Consider the following 12,105-nt stretch of genomic DNA (forward strand, 5'->3'; position numbering starts at 1 on the left):
TCCCCAAAACATATCATCTCAAGCTGTTCTGTGCATATTTCTTCGGTGAAATCCCCACCTTTTTTTGTAAATGCTTTAAAAAAAATTGCTGTAATCATTAAATCCGCACATGCTGTAGACCTCATTGACACTGTAGCCGGCTGACAAAAGCTTCTGGGCCAGTTCAATGCGGCGGGAAATTATGTAGGAATTAATGGTGGTACCGGTACTTTTTTTTGAAAAGCCTGCACAGGTAAGAGGTGCTTAAATAAAAATGGGCCGCAATATCTCCGATGCTTAACTGGGAATCAATGTTGTGATGGATATAGGTGATGATATCGGTCACTTTGCTGCTGAAATATTGTCTCTGTTCTTCTGATTCCCTTCCATGAAAGGCCTCTGTGGCCAGTTTTGTAATGAAAACCATGAACTCGGCAAAGGCAGAGCGTTCTTCCACATCCTGGCCAAATCCTTCTTCCGCAGCCAGTTTATTAAAATAATAAATGAAACGACGCTGCTGTCCATGGCTTAAAACAATGCGGTGAGAAAAATTCTTCGGCCTGTGGGTGAAACAGTAGGTCAGATCCGTCCGTGGCGTGGAAATGCTTTCCAGATAGGAGGGATCTATGAATATGGCAAACCGTTCCTGTGGGATGGAGGTATCCATCTGCAGCAGCTGGTGCCGTTCATATTGGTTGACCATGAATAAGCTCCCCGGTTCGACCCGGTAATTTTTGTCGTCTATCATAAACGTGCAGCCTCCGCTTAAGGAAAAATAAAATTCATGGCAGAGGTGGCTGTGCATGCTTAAAACTCCTGTATCCCTGCGCAGATGTACAATGGAGAAATACCGGGAGGCCATGCAGTGTTCAATTCCTTCTGAAAAAGTGGTAAGTACTTTCATAAAACGTAAATTCCTTATCTGATTATACTAGAACTATACCATAGGATGTCAATATTTGCAATGTTTTGTGCCGGATTTGAAATGAATTATGGTTTGTTGGATGTTATAATAAGAAAAAAGCAAAGTGTAAGCGCTTACGCAAAGGAGTCAAAAAAATGTAGAAAAAGTGAAAATACTTACACAGGCTTTAAAGAACTCATTTATGAGGGATAGAAAAAGGAGAGAGAAATATGAAAAAGATCAAACAGTGGGCTGCGATGGGGTTAGCGACTGTTATGGCAGTGTCCTTAAGCGCCTGCGGCGGAGGCAAGAGCACAGGTGAGACAGCTTCTACAGGAGCAGAGACCACTTCAGCAGCAGGAGATGAGGCGGCAACAGCAGCACCAGCACCAAGTACTTCAGGTGAACCGGTAGAGCTTAAGTTTTCCTGGTGGGGCGGTGACAGCAGACATGCTGCAACAGAAGAAGCTATTAAGGCATTTGAAGCGAAATATCCAAACATCAAGGTAACTCCTGAGTATGGCGCATGGACCGGCTGGGAAGAGAAACAGTCCTTAAATATCTTAGGCGGAAATGCTGCTGACGTTATGCAGATCAACTGGAACTGGATCGAATCCTACAGCCAGGGAGGAAAAGCTTTTGCAAACCTGGAAGATTACTCCGATGTTCTTGATTTAAAGCAGTTTACACCGGAAAGCCTTGATCTTTGCAAGGTTGACCAAAAGTTAATGGCTGTTCCGATTTCTTTAACAGGACGTGTATTTTACTGGAATAAGACTGCATTTGAAGAAGCAGGCTGCGACATTCCTACTGACCTGGATTCTCTGTATGCAGCAGGTGCAGCATTTAAAGCCAAGGATCCTGATATGTATCCGTTAGCCCTTGGTGAATATGACCGTATGATTTTAATGGTTTATTATCTGGAATCCAAGTACGGCAGAAACTGGGTTGAAGAAGGCCAGGTCAATTACACAGAAGATGAAGTAAAAGACGGCATGGACTTCATTACAGAGCTGGAAGCAAAGCATGTCATTCCAACGCTGGCAACCATTCAGGGTGATATGCTGACTCTCTTGATAAGAACGCAAAATGGATCGACGGCAAGTATGCAGGTATCTTTGAGTGGGATTCCTCTGCTTCCAAATTTAAGAGTGCACTGGAAGGCAGTGTAAACAAGCCAGGCCAGGAGTTCACAGTCGGCGAGTTCGTTAAGATGGGCGATAACAACGGAGGCTTTACAAAGATTTCCATGGCATTTGCAGTTGCAGGAAATTCCAAGCATCCAAAGGAAGCAGCAATGCTGATCAACTTCCTGTTAAATGAAGAGGAAGGTGTTAAGATCTGTTCCACAGAGAGAGGCATTCCCTGCTCCACAGAGGGCTTAAAGCTTCTTGAGGCCAACGGACTTGGCGATTCTCTGACCATTGAGGCTAATACAAAGGTTATGAATTACAGCAAGTTCAACCTGGACAGCAAGTTTGAGCATAACGATTTAAAAGCAAATCCAGACGGTGTTTACTATAAAGTATTTGGTAAGTTAAGCACAGGAGAAATTGATTCCAGGCAGGCAGCAAGTGAGCTGATTAAGGGCATTACCGAAACTCTTGAGAATTAATAAAGATTTCAGATAGTTTGAATAAGTGATACATATTTCATACGAGCCGCCATAATTTTATGGCGGCTCCCATAAAGAAAAGGGCAGACAAAAGTTATGGAATGCAGAAATAAGATATGGAAGCCATACCAGCTGATGGGGGCAATACAAATGTATGAAGCTACCGGCGGGGAGGTCTATAAGGATTTTGCAGTAACCTGTCTGAGCAGGATAGAAGCTCCGGAAAGGCTAGCAGAAAGTCTGCCGATACAGGATAGCCTGGCCTGCTTTTTTGCTCTGGACCAGACTGGAAATGAAAAATACGGACAGATGATCCAGTCACTGATCAGGCAGAATGATTGGACCCTGGATTTTATGCCCTTTGTAACAGCATACGAGACCAGGTATAAAAGAAAAGAACATTATAATGAGATTGCAGCTTTATTCCGGGGAGAAGAGAGACTTACAGGAAATGATCTGATAGCTCTCATAGAAACAATTGGACAGATGTCAGAAGAAATCTATGAATATTACAGGGAATTAAAGGATTTGTTTAAAAGCACAGTCAGGGAGAAAATAAAGGCGCTCCCGGATTCTTCTGAAGCTCTGGAAATCGGTTATTCCATCTTAAAAGCATGTAATATGGGCGTGCTTCAAAGAGAGAAATACAGTGATTACGGGGAATTTATATGGAAAACGATCGAAAGCAACGATAAAAATACATGCGCAGGCTTACAGGAAATGCTGAAAGCGCAATATACAATCTTAAAAAAACAGGAGGAATAAGACAATGAAGTCAAAGGGTATCCGTAAGGTCCTGGCAGACAATGCAGGGTTCTTTTTCATCTTACCATGGCTGATTGGATTTATACTTTTTAAAGTTTATCCCTTCGCCTCTTCACTGTACTATAGCTTTACAAACTATGATCTGTTTAACGGCATAACGAAGACAGGTATGATGAACTATAATAAGATTTTCACAGATTCCGATATTAAGAAGGCGTTTTTTTTGTTACATTTAAATATGCAATTTTTGATGTGCCCTTAAAGCTTATATTCGCTTTGTTTATTGCATATATTCTGAATTTTAAGCTAAAAGGAGTTAATTTCTTTCGGACTGCATATTACATTCCGTCTATCCTGGGCGGCTCCATTGCCATTGCGATTTTGTGGAGAGCCGTATTCAATACAGACGGCCTGATCAATACCGTTCTTGGCGCATTTGGTGTTGAAAAAAATCAACTGGATGGCGACCGGAGGCGGTGCTCTGACTGTTATCGTACTGTTAAGGGTCTGGCAGTTTGGTTCTGCATGGTGATCTTCCTTGCAGCCTTAAAGGGAGTTTCCGTAGATTTATACGAAGCGGCTTCCATTGACGGGGCTGGAAAGTGGACACAGTTTTTCAAAATTACGGTTCCCTTAATTACGCCGGTTATTTTCTATAACCTGATTACGCAGTTATGCCAGGCGTTCCAGGAATTCAACGGGCCATTCCTTGTAACAAAGGGCGGACCCAACGGAGCAACCACTTTGATCTCAATCTTGATTTACAACAATGCATTCTTGCGTCATAAAATGGGTATGGCAAGTGCACAGGCATGGATCCTGTTCCTTATTGTTATGACCTTTACGGTAGTAGCGTTTGTAAGCCAGAAAAAGTGGGTTTACTATTCAGATGAGGACGGGAGGTAAATGACATGACGAAAGAGACCAAGAGAAAGATCAGCACAATGATCCGCTATGCATTACTGATCCTTGTGGGCTTTATTATGGTATACCCCCTGATCTGGATGGTGGGTGCTACCTTTAAGACGAACTCGGAGATTTTCACCAGCGCATGGTTCTGGCCTAAAAAGCCTGTGACAGATGGTTATGCCAACGCATTTGTAGACTACGGCGGAAAGATCAACCTGATCAAATCCATGCTCAACACATATAAAATTGTTGTGCCAAAGGTACTTTTCACAGTCGTATCAGCCACTATTACGGCTTATGGCTTTGGCCGGTTTGAATTTAAGGGAAAAGGAATTCTGTTCTCTCTTATGATTTCCACCTTATTCCTGCCTCAGGTAGTGTTAAATGCACCCCAGTATATTATGTTCAACAAGTGGGGCTGGGACAATTCTTACTTACCCCTGGTGGTTCCATCCCTGTTTGCAGGTGATACCTATTTCTTATTCATGCTGATCCAGTTTTTAAGAGGCGTGCCCAAGGAGCTGGAGGAAGCCGCCAAAATTGATGGCTGCAGTTCCATTAAAACCTTATGGCACGTGATTGTTCCCATGTTAAAGCCATCCCTGGTATCTGTTGCACTGTTCCAGTTCATGTGGACCTCCAACGACTTTATGGGACCGCTTATTTACGTTTCCGATATGCCCAAATACACGAACTCCATTTATTTGCGCATGTCCATGGACGGTGATGTAGGATTCCAGTGGAACCGGATTTTGGCGATGTCCTTAATCTCCATTATTCCTTCCCTGATCGTATTCTTCTGTGCCCAGGATGCTTTTATTGACGGTATCGCGGCAGGAGGCGTGAAAGGATAATGAAAAGACGGGCGCGGTAAATAATTGCTGCGCCCTTTTTATATCATAGGAAATATGGCTGCTAAAGCAGCCGCGCTCCGGCGCAAGAGTCAGTAAAGCAGACTCTTTATCTAATAGGAAAATTTTACAGGTGAGGTAAAGTCAGAATGGAATTAAAAATTGTCTTTAAAACGGCACGGTCCGTGACCGTGGAGACGGTGACGGAACAGATCTATGCATTTGAAACACCGGGAAAGATTCTGGTAAACGGAAAAGCCTTTGGAGAAACGAACCGGGTCGTCTTTACGCTGTTTAACTTAAAGCCGGATATGGATTATAATATTTCCCTGAAAAGAAATGGAGAAAGGGCGGAAGCCAGTTTCCATACCGACTATGAATTTGTAACATTAAATGTAAAAGATATGGGAGCCAGAGGCGATGGAATCCAGGATGATACCGCCTTTATCCAGGCGGCGATTATGGCCTGCCCAAAGGAGAGCAGGGTATTGATTCCAAAGGGAAGGTACCGGATCACCAGCCTGTTTTTAAAGAGTCATTTAAGGCTTGAACTGGCTGAGGGGGCGGAGCTTCTGGCAGATACGGACCGGTATAAATATCCCAGGTTTCCCGGAATGATCGAAAGCTACGATGAAAAAGAGGATTACAATCTGTACATGGGAAGGAAATCCTCTCCCAATGTTTGCTGGAATCATAACCGGAATCGATGTAGAGGATGTGGTGGTCTATGGACCTGGCCTGATTAACGGTCAGGCTTCCTTTGATAACTGGTGGGATGATGTCCGCCAGATGAAGGCAGCATTCCGTCCCCGTCTGGTATTTTTAGAGAGATGTAAAAATGTGGCCCTTCAGGGCTTTTCATTAAAAAAACAGCCCTGCCTGGGTGCTTCATCCATATTTTAGCCAGAACTTAAAATTCCTGAATCTGGATATTAGTAATCCGGCCGATTCCCCCAACACCGATGGTCTGGATCCGGAATCCTGCAAGGACGTGGAAATACTGGGCCTGCACTTTTCTTTAGGGGATGACTGCATCGCGGTCAAGTCCGGAAAAATCTATATGGGCCGCAGGTATAAGACTCCTTCAGAAAACATCGTGATCCGCCAGTGCCTGATGGAAAACGGTCATGGTGCGGTTACTGTGGGAAGCGAAGTGGGGGCTGGCGTTAAGAATATCCGCGTGGAACGCTGCCTGTTTTCCAATACGGACAGGGGCCTTCGGATCAAGACCAGAAGAGGCAGGGGAAAGGACTCCGTGCTCTCTGAGATTTATTTTGACCACATACACATGGATCATGTCATGACGCCATTTGTTGTAAACAGTTTTTATTTCTGTGATCCTGATGGAAAATCCGATTATGTACAGTGCCGTGATGCCCTGACCGTGGATGAGCGGACCCCTGAGATCAAGAGGCTGTACTTTACCAACATTAAGGCAGAAAACTGCCATGTAGCTGCAGCCTTCCTCTATGGACTTCCGGAGAGGAAAATTGAGCGCGTTGAATTTAAAAACGTTGATATTTCCTTTGGGGACCAGGCGACCCCAGGAGTCCCAGCCATGCTGTCCGGAGTGGGAGAGTGCAGGAAAAAAGGGTTTCTCATCAGCAATGTGGACACCCTGATCTTCGATCATGTGAAGATTTCCGGCCAGGAAGGGGAAGCCTTTGAGCTGAGCAGCATCAATCATTATAAAGTGAGATAAAGGAGGAGTTTACTATGCAGATCGGAATCCGGTTGCACGACATCGCACCTGGGACCCTGGAGGAACGGGTGAAGATCGCCCATGAACAAGGGTTTGCCTGTGCCCATTTGGCCCTGGCAAAGACCGTACAAGAACATTCCGTGGAGAATTCCGCCCTGACGCCAGGCTATGCTGCGTATCTGCGCAAAAAATTTGCAGAACATGATGTGGATATCGCAGTCCTGGGCTGTTATCTGAATCTGGCCCATCCAGACCGGTCAGAAATCAAAAAAAATCCAGGAGCGTTATTATGCTCATCTGCGTTTTGCTTCTATATTAGGATGCAGCGTTGTAGGAACGGAAACCGGCGCACCTAATAAGGAATATTGTTATGAACCGGCCTGCCATACAGAGGAAGCCCTTCAAACATTTATTGCAAATCTGCGTCCGGTAGTAGAGTGCGCAGAAAAATTCGGTGTGATTCTGGCAATTGAACCGGTATGGAGCCACATTGTATACAATTCCAAACAGGCTCTGAAGGTACTTAAGGCCATTGATTCTCCTAATTTAAGGATCATCCTGGATCCGGTAAATCTTTTGTCAGTGGAAAACAGTGATCATTACGAACAGGTAATAAAGGAAGCCATTGAGGATTTAGGCGGGTATACAGATGTTCTTCATATGAAGGACTTTAAGGTGGAAGACGGCCGCATCGTTTCCGGTGCTCCTGGGACAGGAGCCATGAAATATGACGTGATTATGGATTTTGTGAAAGAGGAAAAGCCATACATTCAGATGACCATTGAGGATAGTAAGCCGGATAATGCAGAGTGGTCAAGAAAATTTCTTGAGAATTATAGTTGCTGAAAAGATAACTTAAAAATGCAGCAGAAGAGAACGGTGAGGCTTTTGTCCTCACCGTTTTGTTTGCTCTGCTGATTAAATGAACTTATTATTTCCCATAACTATGTCAAGTTTATAACATTTTGACTCTCTTGTGTTCTATCGGTTATTTGTTCAATTTTATGGTTACAGGCTTCAACTTTTTCTGTTTTTATGGATCCAGAATGAATTAGAGCGATTTTAGCACAGACTGGTCCAATTAACTCATACAAAACCGAAGAGGATAATATTATCGTAAGCAACATATTACCCATACTATCGGGCAAAACTCTTTTACCCATAAAAGCAAGGCCAATAGCAACACCCGCTTGTGGGATCAAGGCTAACCCTAAATAGTTTCGTACTGTTGCTGTTGTTTTAGCTATCATACAACCCCCAAAAGCACCAAGGTATTTTCCTGCAATTCGTATTATAAAATAGGATGCTCCAATTATCCCCAGAGTTCCAAACGAGCGAATATTCAAACTCATTCCTGATACAACAAAGAACATGGATAAAATAGGCGGAGTAAACCTTTCAACCTGCCTGTATAATTCTTTGTCTTTCGTCATATTGATATAAGTTGTGCCAAAGAGCATACAGGAAAGTAAAGGTGAAATATCTACGGAGGCGCATAGACCCGCAATTCCAAGAAGAAGTGAAATTGTTAAAATCAGCCTGTTATCTTCACTCCTTGCCGGAGTCATTAGCCTGCTTAATAAAACTCCGCTTATAAAACCGATTACCAATGCACCAATATTATAAATGACAGGCAATATGATTTCAGAGCCGGAAATACCTGCTCCGGCTTCCGCATTAACAAAAGCAGAGGCTAAGCTGAAAGCGATAAGACACACAGCGTCATCGAGTGCAGCTACCTGTAATAAAATATTTACAAAATTCCCACGTGCATGATATTGCCGGATTGTAATCATAGTGCTTGCCGGAGCTGTTGCCGTTGCAATCGCTCCCAAGAGCAGACAAAAGCTCCAATTTAAATGGAAAATGTAGTGCATGGATAACGTTATTAGTATTCCGGCTAATAAAGATTCCAATAAAGTAATCACGATTACTCCAAATCCGGTTTCTTTAAAAGCCTCTTTTTTAAAAAAAACGCCCAACACCAAACGCGATAAAGGCCAATGCAATGTCACTGATAAAACCCATATGTTCAACCATTTCATGTGGAATCAAGTTCAAAACATATGGCCCTATTATAACTCCGGCAATAATATAACCAGTTACATTTGGCAGTTTTGCCAGCTTTGTAATACGAGTAAGCAGAAATCCGGAAAGCAATATTACTGATAAAGATAAAAGAATAATTGTTGTGTCATTTAAATGACTTAAAAGATGATCCATTGATAAAGCCTCCTCTATAATCCCATATTTTCAAATGCGGTTAAAAACGCGCATGTTAAAGTCCAATATGATGACGTAACCAGACAACTAAAAAGATAAAAAAAGTTTTAAATAATTTCGCTTGTCACGAAGGCAAAGCATATCAAATTTGATCATAGCCATTAGGACAAGAATTACATTGACTGATATTTTTACCGAAAGCAGGTGTACTGCATGATTTACCCAATCTACTGAAAAACAAAGCGGTAAGAAGAAAAGCATAAGTGCAATATTTGCTAAGATTACTCCGGTATAACCTGACTGTTCCTTTCCAAAGTTGACAATCCCCATGTAGCGCGAAATTGAATAATCAGCAATACTTTGTGTCGGTGACCGGAAATGATTGTTAAAATAGTATGAAGAATATGGAAGTGGTTTAATCACATTAAAAATAAGAACGTGCCATACAAATAAAAACTTTTGTCTCATTATTCTTGCCTCCTTTCTTGATTCATGCTACTATTATAATCACAAATTGCATAATGTATATTTATGATTATTTAGTACGTCATAAGAAATTATTATACTTGGAGGTGGATAAGATGATTGATACTAAACTTTATACGTTATTAGCAGTGGTGGAATTTAACAGTTACACGCGCGCGGCAGAACATCTTTCTTTGACGCAGCCAGCGGTAACTCAACACATAAAGCAATTGGAAAAGGAATTAAATATTAAAATTTTCAATCGTGTTGGAAGTGATATAAAGCCTACAAATGAAGGGAATATTGTAATTCAGTATGCACGTCGGAGCATAGCCCTATATCAGAGGATGGAACAAAATATTTTGGATGAGCAGCGCCATATAAGACGGCTTACGGTTGGGATTACCCATACTGCTGAAAGTAATGCAGTGGCAGAAGTGTTAGGAAAGTACAGCTCCAAAAACCCTGGTGCAAGCATAACAATTATTTCTGACTCTATAAATAATCTTTATGAAATGCTGAAAAATTATGAGGTAGATTTAGCTGTTGTAGAGGGGAAAGTTCAAGATGACAGCATTAACTCGCTTCTGCTGGACACAGATTCACTGATGCTGGTTGTATCAAACAATAATCTCCTGGCAAAAAAGAGCATGGTAACCATAAATGAATTAATGAAGGAGCCATTGATTCTTCGCAGACCTCATCGGGGACAAGAAACCTGTTTACCGCCCACTTAGAAAGTAATAACATGTCACTGGATGATTTTAATGTCATTTTAGAAGTCGACAATATTGCAACGATTAAAGATCTTATTAGGCGGGATATAGGAGTTTCCATACTTTCACGCAGCGTATGTCTGGACGAACTAAAGAAAGGAAAAATCACTGCATTACCTATAGAGAATCTTAGCATGATTCGGGAAATCAACATTCTATATCACAGCGATTTTAAACATGCAGATGTTTTACATAGTATTATGAAGGAATATAATAAGGTGGTAAAGTTCTATGCTTCTTAAGGCTGCCTTTGCAAAACGGCAAGCAATGTGACTGTAAAACACCGGTATCACCAATCAAGGTGACACCGGTGTTTGTTTCCTCAAGTCTATACGCTTTATGAATGGGTAGCCATTATTCCGGTCAGCTTAAACATTCCTTCATAACTTCATATGCGCCTTTTTCTTTGATACCTGTTAAATAACCAGCCACGGCTTCTTCAAATCCCGGAATTTCACTTAAATCCTCATCCCAGAAGTCAGCATTGGAGCAAACCCCATGAACAAGGGAAGCTGTATCATCATCCTTGTGGTCATAGAAGAACTGAAGAACCGGCTTATCATCCTTGATGGTGTACTCGTCACCGGCGGGACGTGCTGCAACAAGGCCGTCAGCTGTAAGGTTCCTTCCGCTGTAGAATGCGATGTAAAAAGCAAAGGAGGCTGTTATACATCTGGGAAGTGTGCCTGTTTTTTTCCACGTAGCTCTTAAGGGAAGGCATAACGCGGGCTTTCCATTTAGAAGTGGAGTTTAAGGAAATGGATAATAATGCATGATCAATAAATGGGTTTTTGAAACGTTCTGTAACAGAGGCTGCAAAACTCATTAATTCTTCTTTTGGAAGAGTCAGGGTAGGAGTGATCTCATCATAAATGGTCTTATTCATAAAGCCGCAGATCACTTCATCATCCATGCAGCTGCGGACAATATCCTGCCCGGCAAGATAAGCGCCTAATACAAAGGAAGTATGGGCACCGTTTAAAATGCGGACCTTTCTCTGCTTATATGGCTTGTGGTCGCTGCAGATAATAACCGGAAGGCCGGCTTCTTCAAAGGGAAGTTCTTTTTTTTAAGCTGTCCGGTCCTTCGATGACCCAGAAGCCGAAGACTTCACCGGTATCGATGATGTTATCCTGATAGCCTAATTCTTCACAGATGGCAGCAGCTTCATTTCTCGGATATCCGGTCACGATACGGTCTACCAGAGTGGAGCAGAAGATGTTCTCCGTTTTGATCCAGCCTATGAATTCCTCACCCAGGTTCCATTGCCCGGCGTATTTTAAAACGCATTTCTCCAGCTCTTTTCCGTTGTCGTCGATCAGCTCGCAGGAGAGGATGACAAAGCCCTTTCCGGCTTCCTTTCCGAACTTTTCAAATCTTCTGTAAAGGAACTGGGTCAGTTTTCCGGGGTAGCTGTCAGCCGGAATATCTGTAAACTGGCAGGAGGGATCGTAGGCAATACCTGCCTCAGTGGTATTGCAGACAATGTAACGCAGGTCAGGATTATCCGCACATGCCAATACAGACTCATAATCCGTGTAAGGGTTTAAGCATCTGCTTACACAGGAGATCACCCGTTTTGCATTCACCTTCTGCCCGTTTTCAAATCCGCGGAGGAAAAGAGTATAAAGCCCGTCCTGTTCGTTGATCATATCTGCAAGGCCCGGTGCAATGGGCTGGCATAAAACAACCTTGGAATTAAATCCGGTTTTTTCATTCAGAACATCAATAAAATAATCTACAAACGCCCTTAAAAAGTTACCTTCGCCGAACTGCAGCACCCGTTCAGGAGCCTCCTTTAAAAGATATCCGTCAAACCCAAGCCTTTCCAGTGTTTCATAACATAACTTTTCCATTGAATTTATCTCCTTTTTTTCTTCATTGCATATTTCCATCCGTATTCTGCATTCGTACAG

15 protein-coding genes and 2 pseudogenes are annotated in these 12,105 nt (G+C 42.6%); 11 read left to right on the forward strand and 6 right to left on the reverse strand.

What is annotated here, in order from left to right:
• Positions 1-190: 190 nt before the first annotated feature.
• Positions 191-883: an AraC family transcriptional regulator gene (locus tag JCM10519_RS03460; RefSeq protein WP_054737960.1), complete on the reverse strand. Its 693-nt coding sequence runs from the start codon at positions 881-883 to the stop codon at positions 191-193.
• A 230-nt stretch (positions 884-1,113) separates the two neighbouring features.
• Between JCM10519_RS03460 and JCM10519_RS03465 the strand changes: the two genes are divergently transcribed.
• The 10 genes and pseudogenes from JCM10519_RS03465 to JCM10519_RS25975 all read left to right on the forward strand — a co-directional run bounded on the left by JCM10519_RS03465 (position 1,114) and on the right by JCM10519_RS25975 (position 7,571).
• Positions 1,114-2,055: an ABC transporter substrate-binding protein gene (locus JCM10519_RS03465; protein ID WP_347843013.1), complete on the forward strand. Its 942-nt coding sequence runs from the start codon at positions 1,114-1,116 to the stop codon at positions 2,053-2,055.
• A 41-nt stretch (positions 2,056-2,096) separates the two neighbouring features.
• Positions 2,097-2,498 carry a hypothetical protein gene (locus tag JCM10519_RS25950; protein ID WP_347843014.1) on the forward strand — a complete coding sequence of 134 codons (402 nt, stop codon included), beginning with the start codon at positions 2,097-2,099 and terminating at the stop codon, positions 2,496-2,498.
• A gap of 96 nt (positions 2,499-2,594) precedes the next feature.
• Positions 2,595-3,263, forward strand: a complete 669-nt coding sequence (locus JCM10519_RS03470) for a hypothetical protein (protein WP_054737961.1) — start codon at positions 2,595-2,597, stop codon at positions 3,261-3,263.
• 4 nt (positions 3,264-3,267) lie between these two features.
• Positions 3,268-4,169: pseudogene (locus JCM10519_RS03475) on the forward strand (sugar ABC transporter permease).
• A gap of 5 nt (positions 4,170-4,174) precedes the next feature.
• Entirely contained in the window at positions 4,175-5,026 is an 852-nt protein-coding gene (locus tag JCM10519_RS03480; RefSeq protein ID WP_054737962.1) for an ABC transporter permease subunit, read from the forward strand.
• Positions 5,027-5,172: 146 nt separating this feature from the next.
• Positions 5,173-5,769 (forward strand): glycosyl hydrolase family 28-related protein, encoded by a 597-nt coding sequence (locus JCM10519_RS25955; RefSeq protein ID WP_347843015.1) that lies wholly within the window; start codon positions 5,173-5,175, stop codon positions 5,767-5,769.
• Positions 5,702-5,926 carry a glycosyl hydrolase family 28 protein gene (locus tag JCM10519_RS25960; protein ID WP_347843016.1) on the forward strand — a complete coding sequence of 75 codons (225 nt, stop codon included), beginning with the start codon at positions 5,702-5,704 and terminating at the stop codon, positions 5,924-5,926. The genes JCM10519_RS25955 and JCM10519_RS25960 overlap by 68 nt, the downstream gene beginning before the upstream one ends.
• Positions 5,907-6,725 (forward strand): glycosyl hydrolase family 28 protein, encoded by an 819-nt coding sequence (locus tag JCM10519_RS25965; protein WP_347843017.1) that lies wholly within the window; start codon positions 5,907-5,909, stop codon positions 6,723-6,725. The genes JCM10519_RS25960 and JCM10519_RS25965 overlap by 20 nt, the downstream gene beginning before the upstream one ends.
• Positions 6,726-6,739: 14 nt before the next feature.
• Positions 6,740-7,081, forward strand: coding sequence for a hypothetical protein (locus tag JCM10519_RS25970; RefSeq protein WP_347843018.1), 342 nt, complete (start codon positions 6,740-6,742; stop codon positions 7,079-7,081).
• On the forward strand, positions 7,038-7,571 hold the full coding sequence (locus JCM10519_RS25975; protein ID WP_347843207.1) for a TIM barrel protein: 534 nt from the start codon (positions 7,038-7,040) through the stop codon (positions 7,569-7,571). The genes JCM10519_RS25970 and JCM10519_RS25975 overlap by 44 nt, the downstream gene beginning before the upstream one ends.
• A 98-nt stretch (positions 7,572-7,669) precedes the next feature.
• Here the strand turns inward: JCM10519_RS25975 and JCM10519_RS03495 are convergent, their stop codons facing one another.
• From JCM10519_RS03495 to JCM10519_RS03500, 3 genes are all read right to left on the reverse strand, one after another.
• A complete protein-coding gene (locus JCM10519_RS03495; protein WP_347843019.1) occupies positions 7,670-8,740 on the reverse strand; it encodes a cation:proton antiporter in 1,071 nt (356 codons plus the stop codon).
• Positions 8,691-8,948 (reverse strand): cation:proton antiporter, encoded by a 258-nt coding sequence (locus tag JCM10519_RS25980; RefSeq protein WP_347843020.1) that lies wholly within the window; start codon positions 8,946-8,948, stop codon positions 8,691-8,693. The genes JCM10519_RS03495 and JCM10519_RS25980 overlap by 50 nt, the downstream gene beginning before the upstream one ends.
• Positions 8,949-9,035: 87 nt before the next feature.
• On the reverse strand, positions 9,036-9,416 hold the full coding sequence (locus JCM10519_RS03500) for a hypothetical protein (RefSeq protein WP_054737963.1): 381 nt from the start codon (positions 9,414-9,416) through the stop codon (positions 9,036-9,038).
• Positions 9,417-9,529: 113 nt separating this feature from the next.
• Between JCM10519_RS03500 and JCM10519_RS03505 the strand changes: the two are divergent.
• Positions 9,530-10,431, forward strand: a pseudogene (locus tag JCM10519_RS03505) (LysR family transcriptional regulator).
• Positions 10,432-10,799: 368 nt separating this feature from the next.
• On the opposite strand, the gene JCM10519_RS25985 reads toward JCM10519_RS03505, so the two are convergent.
• The gene (locus JCM10519_RS25985) at positions 10,800-11,219 is read right to left on the reverse strand and encodes a hypothetical protein (protein ID WP_347843208.1); all 420 of its coding nucleotides are present in this window, start codon (positions 11,217-11,219) and stop codon (positions 10,800-10,802) included.
• A gap of 19 nt (positions 11,220-11,238) precedes the next feature.
• Positions 11,239-12,045: a tagaturonate reductase gene (locus JCM10519_RS25990; RefSeq protein ID WP_347843021.1), complete on the reverse strand. Its 807-nt coding sequence runs from the start codon at positions 12,043-12,045 to the stop codon at positions 11,239-11,241.
• Between the last annotated feature and the right edge of the window lie 60 nt (positions 12,046-12,105).

This window comes from Clostridium sp. NkU-1 (assembly GCA_001312405.1).

What these genes read in the sequence shown, in the direction of transcription:
- JCM10519_RS03460 (WP_054737960.1), bottom strand. Translation starts at nt 883, where the DNA reads ATGAAAGTACTTACCACTTTTTCAGAAGGAATTGAACACTGCATGGCC.
- JCM10519_RS03465 (WP_347843013.1), top strand. Translation starts at nt 1,114, where the DNA reads ATGAAAAAGATCAAACAGTGGGCTGCGATGGGGTTAGCGACTGTTATG.
- JCM10519_RS25950 (WP_347843014.1), top strand. Translation starts at nt 2,097, where the DNA reads ATGGGCGATAACAACGGAGGCTTTACAAAGATTTCCATGGCATTTGCA.
- JCM10519_RS03470 (WP_054737961.1), top strand. Translation starts at nt 2,595, where the DNA reads ATGGAATGCAGAAATAAGATATGGAAGCCATACCAGCTGATGGGGGCA.
- JCM10519_RS03480 (WP_054737962.1), top strand. Translation starts at nt 4,175, where the DNA reads ATGACGAAAGAGACCAAGAGAAAGATCAGCACAATGATCCGCTATGCA.
- JCM10519_RS25955 (WP_347843015.1), top strand. Translation starts at nt 5,173, where the DNA reads ATGGAATTAAAAATTGTCTTTAAAACGGCACGGTCCGTGACCGTGGAG.
- JCM10519_RS25960 (WP_347843016.1), top strand. Translation starts at nt 5,702, where the DNA reads ATGTTTGCTGGAATCATAACCGGAATCGATGTAGAGGATGTGGTGGTC.
- JCM10519_RS25970 (WP_347843018.1), top strand. Translation starts at nt 6,740, where the DNA reads ATGCAGATCGGAATCCGGTTGCACGACATCGCACCTGGGACCCTGGAG.
- JCM10519_RS25980 (WP_347843020.1), bottom strand. Translation starts at nt 8,948, where the DNA reads ATGGATCATCTTTTAAGTCATTTAAATGACACAACAATTATTCTTTTA.
- JCM10519_RS03500 (WP_054737963.1), bottom strand. Translation starts at nt 9,416, where the DNA reads ATGAGACAAAAGTTTTTATTTGTATGGCACGTTCTTATTTTTAATGTG.
- JCM10519_RS25990 (WP_347843021.1), bottom strand. Translation starts at nt 12,045, where the DNA reads ATGGAAAAGTTATGTTATGAAACACTGGAAAGGCTTGGGTTTGACGGA.